Origin of the sequence: Morganella morganii H1r (genome assembly GCF_000633515.1) — a bacterium.
In the GTDB taxonomy this organism is placed as follows: Bacteria; Pseudomonadota; Gammaproteobacteria; order Enterobacterales; family Enterobacteriaceae; genus Morganella; species Morganella morganii_B.
The window spans coordinates 243,848-260,621 of record NZ_AYMP01000006.1 but is presented as its reverse complement, the minus strand read 5'-3'; the positions used below and the strand labels follow the sequence as shown (position 1 = coordinate 260,621).

At 52.2% G+C, this 16,774-nt stretch carries 13 protein-coding genes; 10 read left to right on the top strand and 3 right to left on the bottom strand.

Going from position 1 to position 16,774, the window contains the following annotated elements; all coding sequences use genetic code 11:
- Nucleotides 1–18: 18 nt before the first annotated feature.
- Nucleotides 19–2,865 (bottom strand): two-component system sensor histidine kinase RcsC, encoded by a 2,847-nt coding sequence (rcsC, locus tag U868_RS0104460; RefSeq protein ID WP_025152240.1) that lies wholly within the window; start codon nucleotides 2,863–2,865, stop codon nucleotides 19–21.
- A 173-nt stretch (nucleotides 2,866–3,038) separates the two neighbouring features.
- A complete protein-coding gene (gene gyrA / locus U868_RS0104455) occupies nucleotides 3,039–5,654 on the bottom strand; it encodes a DNA topoisomerase (ATP-hydrolyzing) subunit A (RefSeq protein WP_025152239.1) in 2,616 nt (871 codons plus the stop codon).
- A gap of 187 nt (nucleotides 5,655–5,841) precedes the next feature.
- On the opposite strand from gyrA, the gene ubiG reads away from it, so the two are divergent.
- From ubiG to tyrP, 5 genes are all read left to right on the top strand, one after another.
- Nucleotides 5,842–6,567, top strand: coding sequence for a bifunctional 2-polyprenyl-6-hydroxyphenol methylase/3-demethylubiquinol 3-O-methyltransferase UbiG (gene ubiG, locus U868_RS0104450; RefSeq protein ID WP_025152238.1), 726 nt, complete (start codon nucleotides 5,842–5,844; stop codon nucleotides 6,565–6,567).
- A gap of 376 nt (nucleotides 6,568–6,943) precedes the next feature.
- Complete coding sequence (gene nrdA, locus U868_RS0104445) at nucleotides 6,944–9,238, top strand: class 1a ribonucleoside-diphosphate reductase subunit alpha (RefSeq protein WP_025152237.1); 2,295 nt, start codon at nucleotides 6,944–6,946, stop codon at nucleotides 9,236–9,238.
- Nucleotides 9,239–9,250: 12 nt separating this feature from the next.
- Complete coding sequence (gene nrdB / locus U868_RS0104440) at nucleotides 9,251–10,381, top strand: class Ia ribonucleoside-diphosphate reductase subunit beta (protein ID WP_025152236.1); 1,131 nt, start codon at nucleotides 9,251–9,253, stop codon at nucleotides 10,379–10,381.
- Complete coding sequence (gene yfaE / locus U868_RS0104435; protein ID WP_004236769.1) at nucleotides 10,381–10,647, top strand: class I ribonucleotide reductase maintenance protein YfaE; 267 nt, start codon at nucleotides 10,381–10,383, stop codon at nucleotides 10,645–10,647. The genes nrdB and yfaE overlap by 1 nt, the downstream gene beginning before the upstream one ends.
- A gap of 209 nt (nucleotides 10,648–10,856) precedes the next feature.
- Nucleotides 10,857–12,002 (top strand): tyrosine transporter TyrP, encoded by a 1,146-nt coding sequence (gene tyrP, locus U868_RS0104430; protein ID WP_430623530.1) that lies wholly within the window; start codon nucleotides 10,857–10,859, stop codon nucleotides 12,000–12,002.
- Nucleotides 12,003–12,049: 47 nt separating this feature from the next.
- Here tyrP and metC read toward each other — a convergent pair whose 3' ends face one another.
- The gene (gene metC, locus U868_RS0104425; RefSeq protein WP_025152234.1) at nucleotides 12,050–13,231 is read right to left on the bottom strand and encodes a cystathionine beta-lyase; all 1,182 of its coding nucleotides are present in this window, start codon (nucleotides 13,229–13,231) and stop codon (nucleotides 12,050–12,052) included.
- Nucleotides 13,232–13,438: 207 nt separating this feature from the next.
- Between metC and U868_RS25850 the strand changes: the two genes are divergently transcribed.
- From U868_RS25850 to U868_RS0104400, 5 genes are all read left to right on the top strand, one after another.
- Complete coding sequence (locus U868_RS25850; RefSeq protein WP_240182656.1) at nucleotides 13,439–13,594, top strand: hypothetical protein; 156 nt, start codon at nucleotides 13,439–13,441, stop codon at nucleotides 13,592–13,594.
- The gene (locus tag U868_RS0104415; protein ID WP_025152233.1) at nucleotides 13,591–14,268 is read left to right on the top strand and encodes a lysophospholipid acyltransferase family protein; all 678 of its coding nucleotides are present in this window, start codon (nucleotides 13,591–13,593) and stop codon (nucleotides 14,266–14,268) included. Before U868_RS25850 ends, U868_RS0104415 begins: the two co-directional genes overlap by 4 nt.
- Nucleotides 14,258–15,184 carry a phosphatidate cytidylyltransferase gene (locus U868_RS0104410; protein ID WP_025152232.1) on the top strand — a complete coding sequence of 309 codons (927 nt, stop codon included), beginning with the start codon at nucleotides 14,258–14,260 and terminating at the stop codon, nucleotides 15,182–15,184. Before U868_RS0104415 ends, U868_RS0104410 begins: the two co-directional genes overlap by 11 nt.
- Complete coding sequence (locus U868_RS0104405) at nucleotides 15,184–15,768, top strand: hypothetical protein (protein WP_025152231.1); 585 nt, start codon at nucleotides 15,184–15,186, stop codon at nucleotides 15,766–15,768. Before U868_RS0104410 ends, U868_RS0104405 begins: the two co-directional genes overlap by 1 nt.
- 206 nt (nucleotides 15,769–15,974) lie before the next feature.
- Nucleotides 15,975–16,742, top strand: coding sequence for a basic amino acid ABC transporter substrate-binding protein (locus tag U868_RS0104400; RefSeq protein WP_025152230.1), 768 nt, complete (start codon nucleotides 15,975–15,977; stop codon nucleotides 16,740–16,742).
- Nucleotides 16,743–16,774: the final 32 nt, after the last annotated feature.

Genomic DNA, 16,774 nt, shown 5'->3' with positions numbered 1-16,774 from the left:
GTTTTTTTATGTGTCCGGTTATTCTGCCCGGGGCGGTGTGATCTGCGGGATATAGTGCTCCATCATGGTGCGCAGCGCCTGCATCGAGACCGGTTTGGAAAGGCAATCATTCATGCCGGAGGCCAGACAGCGCTCGCGCTCCTCTGCCATCGCGTTGGCGGTGATCCCGATGACCGGCAGTGTCATGCCCTTCTCTCTCAGTGTCCGCGTCAGGTCATAGCCGTTCATATTCGGCATGTTAACGTCTGACAGAATAATATCCACTTCATGGGTTTCGAGGAAATTGAGTGCATCCAGCCCGTCATCCGCCGTTGCCGTGTGGTAGCCGAACAGATGCAGCTGATCGGACAGCAGATGGCGGTTAATCGGATGGTCATCCACAATCAGGATCCGGACATGCACCGCCTGCTGACTGTCCGGCAGCGGCGGCGGCGGCAGATCATCCGCTTCCTGACGGCGGTTATTCAGGCGATCGGAAACAAAATCAAACAGCCCGTCGAGCTGATGCGTGTTATGCCGCCAGTGATTTCCCCCCTGCGGCACCGGTTTGTCGGTATAACCGGCATCCAGCTCAATCAGCAGACGAGCCTGTTTCATCACCGGAGTGACCACATCCGTTATCACCACCGCACAGGTAATATCCGGACATTCAGACAGCGCCACCGGTACCGGTGCAATATCCCGCCAGTAACGCTGCATATAATCCGCCAGCACACCGTTACGGAAATCAAAGACCAGCGGTACGGTCAGCGGCACAATATCCGCATGATGACCGGACGGATAAGCGGTATAGCACGGGAAGCGGATCCCGAACAGACTGCCGACCTCTTTCTGCGATTCCACCATCATGTCGCCGTCCATCAGTGAAATCAGTTTTTCACAGATAGGCAGACCCAATCCGGTCCCTTGTGACGGGCTGTCCGTGTTCGGCATAATCTGATAGAACGGGTCGAATAACTGGCGCAGTTCCTCCTCACTGATACCACCGCCGGTATCCTGAATATCCACATGCAGATATTCACCGCAGACATAGACGTGAATACACACCATTCCGACATACGTGTATTTAATCGCATTATTAAACAGGTTGGCGATCACCTGCTGCATCCGTACCGGATCATTACAGACCAGTTCCGGCACCTCTTTTTCGATAAAGCAGTACAGAGAAAGGTGTTTTTTCGCCACCAGCGGCAGGTAGTTTGCCACCACAAAGTGAATATGTTCGCGGAAATTAAACTCTCTCGGCTCAATTTTCAGCTGTTTGGATTCAATTTTGGAGAAGTCGAGAATATCACTGATGATTTTCAGTAATAAAGATGACGAGTTATTCATGGTACCGAGCAAACGCTGGGCATCCCGCGAATGTGCCATGGACTGTAACAGTTCCAGGTTACCGATGATACCGTACAGCGGTGTGCGCAACTCATGGCTGACCGTGGCGAGGAACATGGATTTCGACTGGTTGGCCTGCTCTGCCGCCTGTGCGGCGTCCTGTAATGAACTTTCCAGCTGCACACGGGCGCTGATATCCACCAGCACACAAATCGCCACTTCCTCGTTCTGGTAACGGGAATGCACAAAACTGACCTGAAGGTGCCCGCCGTTACGGGTCACCATATCTTCCATCCCCTGACGTTTATCTTTTATCAGCAGACCGATGCGGTTGCGATCCTCGAACGAAAGCATACGCCAATAATTATGAGCCAGCTCATTACTCAGCAGTGCCGTACCGTCGAGGGTACGCAGGATACAGATCCCGACCGGCGCGGAGGCCACAATTTTGTGGTTAAACTGCTCGTGCTCCTCCAGACGTATTGCGCTGTTTTCCGCAGGCATAAATATCCGCCGTTCCAGCAGCCAGGTGAACAGCCCGATAATAATGGCGGAGATCAGGTTAAGGATCGCCCCGTTGAGGATCTGGAATTTCAGTTTCTCATAAATTGAGCTCAGCGGCGTGGTATACACCACACTCAGCAGCGACGGCGTCAGTCTGCGTTTAAAGACCAGCCGGGTGAATCCGTCGTCATAGCCGAAATAATTGTCATCCACCAGATAGCTGTCTTTATTTTTCTGCGTGTTAATTTCTTCCGGATAGGAGAGCACGACATCATCCTGCTCATTAATGATCACCATATTAGCCGGAAAATCGCGCAGGCGGTTAAAGTTCTCCAGCTGCAGGCTACGTTCAATCCCCATCAGCGCCAGAAAACGACCGTCATAATAAAGCGGCATCATCACAAACAGGCTGGCTATACCCTGATTACCGCCCGGTGCCGCCCAGTAAATGGTGCGTTCTTTCCCCTGACTTTTCAGGCGGAAATAGTTCTGAGAATAATCATTGACCATTCTGCGCAGCGTTTCGCTGCTGGTGGAGAGATTGCGGATCGGAAATGACACCATACACAGGGTTTTTGAACCGACCAGAAAGACCTGATTCAGTCCCGTTGGTGCGGCAATATTATTCTGCCAGTACGTCAGGAGATCTTTGAATGCAATAATATAGGAGCCGCTGCCGGTACGGAAGGCCGTACAGTCGCCTTTGGTGTTCAGTGCCCGGTAATCGATAAAAAACCCGTCAGTTGTCCGGTCAGCGGGTTCTCCCGGCCGGACTTCTTTATTTTCGACAAACCGTTCATTCATATAACGGATATCACGGGTTATATCGGTGGATTGCCGGAAATAGGCTAATAAGGCATCGTAATCGGAATAATACTGCTGGCGGATATCATTGCGCATCCCGTTATAGATATTCAGTAAATAGAATACTGTCACCAGCGCCCCCAGCCCCCATAACATCACACCGACGATCCGGAACAGGTAACGCGAAATTTTCAGTGATGTCTGGAAAGATGAAAAGTATCTCAAAGGGGCTCCGCCAATAATGAATCTGATATATTCACGAGGTTTCAGGCTGTTATGCCTAGGATATACCACTGTGCAATGTTTACAAAACCCCCGGGGTAAATAAAAAGCAGGAACAATATTATTGTTCCTGCTTTATCCGTTTTCTGATTTTATATTACCGGAAACCGGTGATATTAATCGTTATTCTCTTCTGCATTATCATCCGGTGCCGCATCCGTCACTTCACCGTCTTCAGAGAAATCATTTTCATCCTCTTCCGGCTCTGCCAGACGCTGCAGACCGACCACTTTCTCTTCTTCTCCGGTACGGATCAGTGTCACACCCTGGGTATTACGGCCCACGATACTGACTTCAGAGACGCGGGTACGGACCAGTGTACCGGCATCCGTGATCATCATGATCTGATCATCCGCGCCGACCTGGATTGCCCCCACGACTTTCCCGTTACGCTCACTCACTTTGATGGAGATAACCCCCTGAGTGGCACGGGATTTGGTCGGATACTCCGCTTCCGCAGTCCGTTTGCCGTAGCCGTTTTCGGTGACCGTCAGAATTTCACCTTCACCGCGCGGAATAATCAGTGACACGACCGCATCGTCATCACCCAGGCGGATACCGCGCACACCGGTGGCAGTACGCCCCATGGCACGGACAGCATCTTCCGCAAAGCGGACAACTTTACCGTCAGCAGAGAACAGCATCACTTCATTGCTGCCGTCAGTCAGGTCAACACCAATCAGCTCATCACCCTCATTGAGGTTGACGGCGATAATACCGGCATTACGCGGACGGCTGAAGTCCTGCAGGGAGGTTTTCTTCACGGTACCGCTGGCGGTCGCCATAAAGACAAATTTACCTTCCTCATATTCACGAACCGGCAGAATCGCGGTGATACGCTCATTCTGTTCCTGATCCAGCGGTAATATGTTGATAATCGGACGACCGCGCGCACCACGGCTGGCTTCCGGTAACTGATACACTTTCAGCCAGTACAGCTTCCCTTTGTTGGAGAAGCAGAGAATGGTGTCGTGGGTGTTCGCCACCAGCAGACGTTCGATAAAATCTTCTTCTTTGATGCGGGCGGCAGATTTGCCTTTCCCGCCGCGGCGCTGGGCTTCATAGTCGGTCAGCGGCTGATACTTCACATAGCCCTGATGGGACAGTGTCACCACAACATCTTCCTGACTGATCAGGTCTTCGATGTTGATATCCGCCGTGTTTTCTGTGATATCCGTGCGGCGCTTATCATTGAATTGCTCTTTCACTGCCACCAGCTCTTCACGGATAACTTCCATCAGACGCTCAGGGCTTTGCAGGATATGCAGCAGACCGGCGATCAGTTCCAGTAATTCGCGGTATTCGTCGAGCAGTTTTTCATGCTCCAGACCAGTCAGTTTCTGCAGACGCAGATCCAGAATCGCCTGAGCCTGAACGTCGGTCAGATGATACAGACCATCGCGGATACCAAACTGCTCATCCAGACCTTCCGGACGTGCGGCATCATCACCGGCACCGGCCAGCATGGCAGCAACCGTACCCAGTTCCCACGCCTGTGCCAGTAACCCGGCTTTTGCTTCCGCAGGTGTCGGCGCACGGCGGATAAGCTCGATAATCGGGTCGATATTAGCCAGTGCGATCGCCAGACCTTCAAGGATATGGGCGCGTTCACGGGCTTTGCGTAATTCATAGATTGTCCGGCGGGTCACCACTTCACGGCGGTGGCGCACAAACGCACTGAGAATTTCTTTCAGATTGAGGATCTTCGGTTGTCCCTGATGCAGGGCAACCATATTGATACCAAACGTGGTCTGCATCTGTGTCAGCAGATACAGGTTATTCAGTACCACTTCACCGACCGCATCGCGTTTGACTTCAATCACAATGCGCATACCGTCTTTATCGGATTCATCACGCAGCGCGCTGATGCCTTCCAGACGTTTTTCTTTAACCAGCTCGGCGATTTTCTCAATCAGGCGGGCTTTGTTTACCTGATACGGAATTTCATTAACGATAATGGTTTCGCGGCCGGTTTTTTCATCCGTTTCCACGTCGGCGCGGGCACGGATATGAATTTTGCCGCGTCCGGTGCGGTAAGCATCAAGAATACCGCGGCGGCCGTTGATAATCGCCGCTGTCGGGAAGTCCGGCCCCGGGATGTGCTCCATCAGACCTTCGATACTGATATCTTCATCATCAATATAGGCCAGGCAGCCGTCGATGACTTCGCCCAAGTTATGCGGCGGAATGTTGGTGGCCATCCCGACGGCAATACCGGATGAGCCATTCACCAGCAGGTTCGGGATGCGGGTCGGCATCACATCCGGGATCATTTCGGTACCGTCATAGTTCGGTACAAAATCCACGGTTTCTTTGTCGATGTCGGCTAACAGTTCATGGGCAATTTTCGCCATACGGACTTCCGTATAACGCATTGCCGCTGCGGAGTCACCGTCGATTGAACCAAAGTTACCCTGACCATCCACCAGCATATAGCGCATTGAGAACGGCTGAGCCAGGCGGACAATCGTTTCATACACAGCACTGTCACCATGGGGGTGATATTTACCGATCACATCCCCGACCACACGGGCAGATTTTTTATAGGCTTTATTCCAGTCATTACCCAGTTCTTTCATCGCGAATAATACGCGGCGGTGAACCGGTTTCAGACCATCCCTGACATCGGGGAGCGCGCGTCCGACAATAACGGACATGGCGTAATCCAGATACGAGCTTTTCAGCTCCTCTTCGATGTTAACGGGCAAGATTTCTTTGGCATTGTCGCTCATGGAGCCAGTATCCCTCATTACTCCGGATTCAAGGTGCGGAACTATACCACAAATCGCCAATGTTTAAAAAAGGAGATATAAAAATCGGGAGAGTATTTTATTTCTGACGCATCCGCGCCCGGCATTGTATACTGACGCCATCGCGTATTCCGGCAGGTTCTGCCGCAGCAAGAGAGAGAAACAGACCATGAATGACACAGCTTCCCCGCTGACAGCCAACGTCGATCCTGCGGAAATTAAAAAGTTTGAGGATGTTGCCTCACGCTGGTGGGATTTGGAGGGTGAATTTAAACCGCTGCACCGGATCAATCCGCTGCGTCTGGCCTATATTCAGCAGCGGGTTAACGGTGTGTTCGGGAAGAAAGTGCTGGATGTCGGCTGCGGCGGCGGAATTCTGGCAGAAAGTATGGCGCGGGAAGGTGCGGACGTCACCGGGCTGGATATGGGCGCGGAGCCGCTTCAGGTTGCGCGTCTGCATGCACTGGAAAGCGGCACCGATATCACCTATGTGCAGGAAACGGTGGAACAGCACGCAGAAAAACATGCGCAACAGTATGATGTGGTGACCTGCATGGAAATGCTTGAGCACGTACCGGACCCGGCCTCTGTGGTGCGTTCCTGTGCCCGTCTGGTCAAACCGGGAGGGGATGTGGTGTTCTCCACCATTAACCGCAACAAAAAAGCCTGGTTTATGGCGGTTATCGCAGCAGAATATATTCTGAAGATGGTACCGCCCGGCACACACGATGCGAAGAAATTTATCCGTCCGGCAGAGCTGATCGACTGGCTGAATAACACCGGCCTGCGTGAGCAGCATATGATCGGTTTACATTACAATCCGTTAAGCGATAAATTCTGGCTGGCATCCAATGTGGATGTAAATTATATGTTGCATACCCGCTTTATTTTATAGTGTCAAGTTAATTACTCTGCCGATTAATAAAACGCCAAACAAATCGCATTTTTCTAAAATTATCGCTTCGCGTAATCAGGTAAGCACTGTTTCATTTTATCAGCGATCTCAGTGCTTACCACTCCGTCCATGGGTAACTATCCTCAAGTTATCCACAAAAGATCCTGATTTTATACACTTGATCCTGAGCGCATTTATCATTATCTTGTTACCCATCTTTTACAGACACACTACATCTTGTGTTTAAATCGCTCATCACCCGCTATTGACTTTCCCGGAACAATTGTTTCAGGGATCGTTTTTTATCGGGCTGATATACATTATCAGCGTGTTAATCACAGTAAGGTGTCCTTTTCAAAACAGGGTATATCAACTGATGAACCAGAATCTGCTTGTTACCAAACGAGATGGTCACAAAGAACGTATCGATTTAGACAAAATCCACCGCGTCATTACCTGGGCCGCCGAAGGCCTGAATAATGTCTCTGTCTCCCAGGTCGAGTTACGTTCCCAGATTCAGTTCTATGACGGGATCCGTACCGCAGATATTCATGAAACCATGATTAAGGCCGCCGCCGACCTGATTTCCGCTGAAACCCCGGATTATCAGTATCTGGCTGCCCGCCTGGCCATTTTTAACCTGCGCAAAAAAGCCTACGGCCAGTTTGAGCCGCCGGCGTTATATGCCCATGTGCAGAAAATGGTGGCTGCCGGTAAATATGACGAAAATCTGTTAACCGATTACACCGAAGCTGAATTTGACCAGATGAATGAATTCATCGATCACTGGCGCGATATGAATTTCTCCTACGCCGCTGTCAAACAGCTGGAAGGGAAATATCTGGTTCAGAACCGGGTTACCGGCGAAGTGTATGAAAGCGCACAGTTCCTGTATATCCTGGTTGCGGCCTGTCTGTTCTCGCATTACCCGAAAGAGACCCGTCTGGATTATATCCGCCGGTTCTATGACGCCACGTCAACCTTTAAGATTTCCCTGCCGACACCGATCATGGCCGGTGTCCGCACCCCGACCCGCCAGTTCAGCTCCTGTGTGCTGATCGAGTGCGGCGACAGCCTGGATTCCATTAACGCGACCTCCGGTGCGATTGTCAAATACGTGTCCCAGCGTGCCGGTATCGGTATCAACGCGGGCCGTATCCGCGCACTCGGCAGCCCGATCCGCGGCGGTGAGGCATTCCATACCGGCTGTATTCCGTTCTACAAGCATTTCCAGACCGCCGTGAAATCCTGCTCTCAGGGCGGTGTGCGCGGTGGTGCGGCAACACTGTTCTACCCTATCTGGCATCTGGAAGTGGAAAGCCTGCTGGTTCTGAAAAACAACCGGGGTGTTGAGGGCAACCGTGTCCGCCACCTCGATTACGGCGTCCAGATCAACAAACTGATGTATGAGCGCCTGATCAAAGGCCAGGATATCACCCTGTTCAGCCCGTCAGACGTACCGGGGTTATATGACGCGTTCTTCGCCGATCAGGATGCGTTTGAGCGTCTTTATGTGCAGTACGAAAAAGATCCGTCAATCCGCAAACAAACGCTGAAAGCCGTGGAGCTGTTCTCCCTGATGATGCAGGAACGTGCCTCTACCGGCCGTATCTATATTCAGAACGTGGATCACTGTAACACCCACAGCCCGTTTGACCCGTTTATCGCGCCGGTGCGCCAGTCCAACCTGTGTCTGGAAATCGCCCTGCCGACCAAACCGCTCAGCGACATGAATGATCCGAACGGGGAAATCGCGCTGTGTACGCTGTCCGCGTTTAACCTGGGCGCCATTGATAACCTCGATGAGCTGGAAGAGCTGGCTATCCTAGCAGTACGCGCCCTGGATGCCCTGCTCGATTACCAGGATTATCCGATTGAAGCGGCACGCAAAGGCTCAATGGGCCGCCGTACCCTCGGTATCGGGGTGATTAACTTCGCTTACTACCTGGCGAAACACGGCGTGCGTTATTCTGACGGCAGTGCCAATAACCTGACTCACCGCACCTTTGAAGCTATTCAGTATTACCTGCTGAAAGCGTCCAATGAGCTGGCAAAAGAGTACGGTGCATGCCCGTGGTTTAACGAAACCACCTATTCACAGGGCATTCTGCCGATCGACACGTACAAGAAAACGCTGGATCAACTGACCAACGAGCCGCTGCATTATGACTGGGAAGGCCTGCGCGAAGAGATCAAAAAACACGGTCTGCGCAACTCCACCCTGTCTGCCCTGATGCCGTCAGAGACATCCTCGCAGATCTCTAATGCCACCAACGGCATTGAGCCGCCGCGCGGTTATATCAGCGTGAAAGCCTCGAAAGACGGCATTCTGCGCCAGGTCGTGCCGGAGTATGAGCGGCTGAAATCCGCCTATGAGCTGTTATGGCAGATGCCGGGTAACGAAGGGTATCTCCAGCTGGTGGGGATCATGCAGAAGTTTGTCGATCAGGCAATTTCGTCCAACACTAACTATGACCCGACCCGGTTCCCGAGCGGCAAAGTGCCGATGAACCAGTTACTGAAGGATTTGCTGCTGGCCTATAAATACGGCGTGAAAACACTGTATTACCACAATACCCGCGATGGTGCGGAAGATACCCAGGAAGATCTGCCTGAGGAAGTGGTTATCGCCGACGATGATGGTTGTGAAGGCGGCGCGTGTAAAATTTAAGGTGAATAAATAATGTCTTATACAACATTTTCGCAGGTACATAATGATCAGCTGAAAGAACCGATGTTCTTCGGGCAGCCGGTAAACGTTGCCCGTTATGATCAGCAGAAGTACCCGATTTTTGAATCACTGATTGAAAAACAGCTCTCTTTCTTCTGGCGTCCGGAAGAAGTGGACGTATCCCGCGACCGCATTGACTACAATGCCCTGCCGGATCACGAAAAGCACATTTTTATCAGTAACCTGAAATACCAGACCCTGCTGGATTCCATCCAGGGCCGCAGCCCGAACGTGGCGCTGCTGCCGCTGATCTCCATTCCGGAGCTGGAAACCTGGGTGGAAACCTGGTCTTTCTCGGAAACCATTCACTCCCGTTCTTACACGCATATTATCCGTAATATCGTGAATGACCCGTCGGTGGTGTTCGATGATATCGTGGCAAACGAAGAGATCATCAAACGCGCGGAAGATATTTCCGGCTATTATGATGATCTTATCCGTATGACCAATGAATATCATATGTTTGGTGAAGGTACACACACGGCAAACGGTAAAACCTTTACTGTTACCCTGCGCGCCCTGAAACGCCAGCTGTATCTGTGCCTGATGAGCGTCAACGCACTGGAAGCGATCCGTTTCTATGTCAGTTTCGCCTGCTCTTTCGCTTTTGCCGAGCGCGAACTGATGGAGGGTAATGCGAAAATCATCAAACTGATCGCCCGTGATGAAGCACTGCACCTGACCGGCACCCAGCATATGCTCAACCTGCTGCGCAGCGGCCAGGATGATCCGGAAATGGCGGAAATCGCCAGAGAGTGCGAACAGGATTGCTATGATCTGTTTGTCCGTGCGGCGGAGCAGGAAAAAGAGTGGGCAGATTACCTGTTCTGCAACGGCTCTATGATTGGTCTGAACAAAGATATCCTGTGTCAGTATGTGGAATATATCACCAATATCCGCATGCAGGCGGTGGGTCTGCCGCTGCCGTTCAAAGTCCGCTCGAACCCGATTCCGTGGATCAACGCCTGGCTGGTATCTGATAACGTCCAGGTGGCACCACAGGAAGTGGAAGTCAGCTCCTATCTGGTCGGCCAGATTGACTCTGAGGTCAACACTGACGAACTGAGTAACTTCGAACTCTGATGCCCCGCTATAAAATCACCCTGCATGGCAACATGCAGGGTATTCAGCTGCATTATGTCAGCGAAGAACACAACAACCTGCTCAATACACTCGAACAGTCCGTCCCGGTGGAATACCAGTGCCGTGAAGGTTACTGCGGTGCCTGCCGTGTCCGCCTGAAACGCGGCAAAGTCGGTTACCGGCAGCGACCGGTGGCGTTTATTAATGACGGTGAAATTCTTCCCTGCAGTTGCTACCCGCTGAGTGACATCGACATCGAGTTGTAAGCTGTTTTGTGACCGGATATGCAATCCGGTTTTTTTACATCAAATGTGTAACGAAATCTTTACGTAATACGTAATTTAAATTTGACACCCTTCCCGTTTTTCATTACGCTTTGCCCACATATTATTGATTGAAATATCATGAGGTTTTGGTGAAAAATCGTACACTCGGCAGTGTTCTGATTGTTGCGGGAACAACGATCGGTGCCGGTATGCTGGCAATGCCCCTGGCGGCTGCGGGGATCGGTTTTCCGGTCATTGCGGTTATTCTGATCGGCCTGTGGGCTATCATGAGCTACACCGCCTTACTGATGGTTGAAGTGTATCAGTACAGTTCACCGGACACCGGTTTAGGCAGTGTCGCCCGTCAATACCTCGGATTACCGGGTCAGATCCTGACCGGTTTCAGCATGTTATTGCTGATGTATGCCCTGACCACTGCCTATATCGGCGGTGCGGGGGAAATGATCTCCGCCAGCCTGCTAAGCTGGTGGCAAATATCTGTTACACCGGGCACCGCGACCATTATTTTCACCCTCGTCGGTGGCCTCGTGGTGTGTGTCGGAACGCACTCGGTTGATTTTATTAACCGCATTCTGTTCACCGGCAAAATTATCTTCCTGATCATCATGCTCGCTGTCATGATGCCGCATGTGAATATGACCAACCTTGTCAGCATGCCGATCCAGAACGGACTGGTGCTTTCCGCTATTCCGCTGGTCTTTACCTCCTTTGGTTTCCACGGCAGTGTGCCGAGCCTGGTGAATTACATGAACGGCGACAGCAAAAAGCTGCGCTTTATTTTCCTCACCGGCAGCGCCATTCCGCTGGTGGCGTATCTGCTGTGGCAGGTTGCCACTCTCGGCGCGATCCCGTCCGATACCTTCTTTGGTATTCTGGCGCAGAAATCCGGCCTTGACGGCTTACTGACCGCACTCAGTGAAACCGTGGCCAATAAATACGTGGATATCGCTGTCAGCCTGTTTATGGATCTGGCACTGGCTACCTCGTTCCTGGGGGTGGCGCTGGGGTTATTTGATTATCTGGCTGACCTGTTCAGACGCAAAAATTCTGCCTTCGGCCGTACTCAGACCGGGATCCTGACCTTTGCCCTGCCGCTGATTTGCGCCCTGTACTACAAAAGCTTTACCGGCGCGCTGGCGTATGCCGCAATGGCACTCTCCTTCCTGGCGCTGATCCTGCCGTCATTATTAGCATGGAAAGTACGGCAGAACCCGAAAGCCGGTGCTTACCGTGTCGCAGGCGGAAATGGTGTACTGATCTTTATCTTCCTGTTCGGCCTGCTGGTGATCTCCATCGAATTCATCAAAAGTGCCGGTTATCTGCCGAGTATTTAATGCCATTTTTCTGAAAACACGCCCGGATTTCCGGGCGTGTTTTTTTATCAGTACGCCGCATTCAGCCGTTCAAATCCGGCGGTCAAATCCGCAATCAAATCTTCCGTGTCTTCCAGGCCGATTTGCAGGCGCAGTGTCAGGCCGCCCGGCTGCCAGTCAGTGACCGTCCGGTAACGGCTGCAGTCAAACGGCACTATCAGGCTCTCAAACCCGCCCCAGGAATAACCCATTGCGAAAATAGCCAGCCCGTCAAGCATCGCAGCGAGATCGCCGGTGGTGTATTTCGCATTCAGAACCACCGAGAACAGGCCGGAAGAGCCGGTGAAATCCCGCTTCCAGATAGCATGCCCCGGACATTCCGGGAAGGCAGGATGCAGCACTTTGCTGACTTCCGGGCGGGACTGTAACCACTCCGCAACTTTCAGCGCCCGGTGCTGCGCTTCTTTCAGGCGGATATGCAGTGTGCGCAGACCGCGCAGCACAAGGAAACAGTCCTCAGCCCCGGGCAGCATCGCCATCTGGTCATAGGTATTGCGCAGTGCCGGCCACCACTGCGCATTGGCCGAAACCAGCCCCATCAGCACATCCGAATGACCGCCGGGGTATTTGGTACCCGCTTCCAGGGAGATATCACAACCGTGCTCATGAGCACGGAAAAAGAGTGGTGTCGCCCAGGTGTTATCAATAACGGTTGTCACATGATGGCGTTTCGCCACGGCGGTAATTGCCGGGATATCCTGTACCTCGAACGTCTGGGAGCCGGGGGATTCAAGGAAAATCACGGTTGTTTCCGGGCGGATAAGCGATTCAATCCCCGCGCCGATCAGCGGATCATAATAGGTGGTGGTAATGCCCATCTTTGCCAGCAGACCGCCGCATAACTGCCGGGTCGGGTGATAAACGGAATCTGTCATCAGCAGATGGTCACCGCTTTTCAGGGCAGTCAGCAACGCAAGTGTCACCGCGCCCAGCCCGGACGGGGATAACACCGTACCCGCAGCGCCGGTCAGTTCACTCCAGGCATTTTCCAGCGCCGCAATCGTCGGGGTACCGTCAGTGCCGTAATGAAATTCCGCCCGGCGGTTGATCAGGGCATCATACGTGGGGAAAACCACGGTAGAGCCGCGGTATACCGGGGTATTCACAAATCCGTGCTGTGACGCGGGGTTACGGCCGCTCTGCGTCAGCCGGGTTTCTGTCCGTAAAGGGCGGCGTACATGTTCTGACATAATCACCTCAATAATAGTCTGCCTGGTTATGCTGCTATCCTGCCATAAGCACCGCGGCTTGCCTTAGTCGCTTTTCAGCTAAGATATACCGTTATTCTCATCGTCGTGTTGTAAAGAAATATCTGGCAATTTTGCTGCATCACTATTATTAATACGTTACGAAACCTTATATTATCAACAGATTAATTTTCATATGACGGAAAGGATATGGAATCAGAAGAAATCAGGGACCGGCGTCCGCTGCAACGGCGCGGTGTAACCCCCAACAGGATCTCTGTCGCCGGTTCAGTCTGTGCGTTATTCGCCGAAGGCGGCCTGCGCAGCCCTGCCGGGGCTGATTTACGTAAGGAACATAAAGGATGACCCGTAAAACGTTTTCGCCGGATCAAAAAATTGTCTCGGCGCTGCTGGTGTCGGTATGCCGGTTTCTGACCGGGATCCGCGCAAAACAGAATGCCCCGCTGCCGGAAGGTAAGCCCTGTATTTATTATGCCAACCACTCCAGCCACCTTGACGGGCTGGTGATCTGGTCCTGCCTGAACAACGCGGCACGCAAACATGTTCATCCGGTCGCAGCGCAGGATTACTGGAATAAAACCCGGTTCCGCCGCTATATTGCCAAACGCATCTTCGGTGCCGTGCTGATTGCACGCGGTAAAAAAACCGAACCGGCAACAGCGGATGAACAGCAGGAAACCACCCCGGCGGAGAATCCGCTGGATGTGATGCAGAATGTCCTCAATAGCGGGGATTCCCTGATTTTATTCCCGGAAGGTACGCGCGGCGACGGTGAAAAAATTCAGGATTTCAAAGCCGGGCTCTGGCATTTATCACGCAATAATCCGGATGCGGTGCTGGTGCCGGTTTATCTGGAAAACCTCAACCGTGTGCTGCCGAAAGGCTCACGGCTGGTTGTGCCGATTATCTGCACCGCCACATTCGGTGCTCCGGTTGAACCGGCCGGGGGAGAAGAGAGCAAAGCGGACTTTTTAGTGCGGACCCGCCTGGCGTTAGAGGCAATACATCATGAAAGATAATGAGTTATTCTGGATCTTCAGCGGGCTGTTCGGGTTCCTGGCGGTGGCAACGGTTATCGGCCTGATCCTGAAACAGATTAAAGGAAATACCTCGGTTATCAGTAACCTGAATGCCCGTATCCGCGCCTGGTGGCTGATGTGTATTATCGCCGCTGTCGCTATCAGCATAGGGCCTGTCGGCTCTGTGGTACTGTTTGCCTTTATGTCCCTGCTGGCACTGCGCGAGCTTATCACCCTGACGCCGACACACCGCGCCGACCACGGTGCCCTGTTCTGGTGTTTCTTTATCATCCTGCCGGTGCAGTATGTACTGGTCGGCGTTCAGTGGTATAACCTGCTGGCGGTCTTTATCCCCGTCTATGCGTTCCTGTTTATCCCGACCCGCATGGTACTCTCTGGTGACACCCGCCACTTCCTGGAGCGCATGGCAAAAATCCAGTGGAGTGTGATGATTGCAGTTTACTGCCTCAGTTACGCCCCTGCACTGCTGGTACTGCCGATTCCGGGTTTCACCGATAACATCAACCTGCTGCTGTTTCTGATGATCGTGGTTCAGATTTCTGACGTGCTGCAATATGTGTTCGGTAAACTGTTCGGCAAACACCCGATTGTGCCGAAACTGAGCCCGAACAAAACCGTTGAAGGCTTTATCGGCGGGATCCTCAGTGCCAGCTGTGTCGGGATGGCGCTGTGGTGGGCCACACCGTTCAGCCCGTGGGCGGCATTCCTGCTCTCAGTGATGATTTGTCTGGCCGGTTTCGCGGGCGGATTGTGCATGTCCGCTATCAAGCGGGACAGCGGGATCAAAGATTTCGGTGCCATGATTGAGGGGCACGGCGGCATGATGGACAGACTCGACTCCCTCTGCTTCGCCGCCCCGGTCTTCTTCCATGTGCTGAAATATTTTTATACCTGATGACTCAGGAAATTCTGCTGATCCGCCACGGTGAACCGGTGCCGGATAAAAAAACACCGCTGGCGCTGCGCGACCTCCGCGCCTGGCTGGCGGAATATGATGCGGGCGGGATTATCCCGCCTGCAGCGCCGCCGTTACCGCTGTCTGCAGAAGCATTGTCCCGTTATTTCCCGGTAGCCAGTCCGCTGTTCCGTACCACGGCATCTCTGGACGTTCTCGGGATCACGCCCCGCGCCATTGTTGATGAGCTGCATGAAGCGGTCCTTCCCCTGTTCTCTCCCGCACTGCTGATGCCGGTAAAACTGCCGCCGATGTGGTGGGTAACGGCGTTCCGTCTGCTGTGGCTGGGGGGTGGCGGAAAATCTGTTCCCTCTGTGGCGCAGGTACGCGGGCGGGCACAGTGCGCCGCGAAAATCCTGGCCGGTTATGCACAGGAACACGGTGCCGTACTGGTCATGGCACACCGGATTATCAATCACGCCCTGCGCCCTGCACTGGAACAATCCGGCTGGCAGATGACAGAAAAAACGCATAACAGCTACTGGGGAATGATGCGGTTTACCCGTACCGCACCACACCGCTGATACCTGCCGGTGTATTCTGAACCACATTCCTCCGCATGTTCCGCCATATCCGCTCTGTTTTGCTCACTTTCCCGTATAAGGCGCTGCCTGCTTTGTTCCGCAAGCTGATTATCTGCTGCTGCCTTGCTTATTTTTAAATAGTTATTGCCATTAAGTGAATATTTATGTATTTTTAATTGAAAATCACGCATAAAAATGAGGTTGTCATGTTTAAGAAATTAGTCTTTGCAGGCTGTTTATCATTATTAGCATTCACCGGGGTAAGTCAGGCCAAAGAAACCTATGTGGTCGGTGCGGGCGGCACCTATCGCCCGTTTGAATTTGAAAACAGTGAGAAACAACTCGAAGGGTTTGATATCGATATTATCAAAGCGGTTGCTGCCGCCGAAGATTTTGACGTCAAATTAATCAATACGCCGTGGGAAGGTATTTTCGCCACACTGTCTACCGGGGATCGCGATATTTTAATTTCCGGTATTACCATCACCGATAAACGCAAACAGATGGTGGATTTCTCCGCTCCGTATTTCCCGGCAGAACAGGCAATTGTGGTAAATGAGAATTCACCGATCAGCGCATTATCTGAACTGAGTAAATATAATGTCGGCGTGGTGAACTCCAGCACCGGGGATATTGTGGTCTCTGATGTGCTCGGTAAAACCAGTACTGCCATCAAACGCTTTGATAATACCCCGCTGCTGTTACAGGAATTATATGAAGACGGCGTGGATGCGGCGGTCGGCGATGTCGGTGTGGTGAAGTTTTATATAAAAACCCACCCCGATAAGAAATTTAAGCTGATTTACGACAATCATTTTGAAAAACAGTATTTCGGTATTGCAGTCGCCAAAGGTAATACGGAATTACAGGAAAAAATTAACCGTGGTCTGGCAAAAATTATTGCCGACGGTACTTACGCCAAAATCTATCAGAAATGGTTCGATAACGACGTACCTGCCCTGCCCGCGCAGTAATTCATTATTTGTCTGATTATAAACCCGCCCTG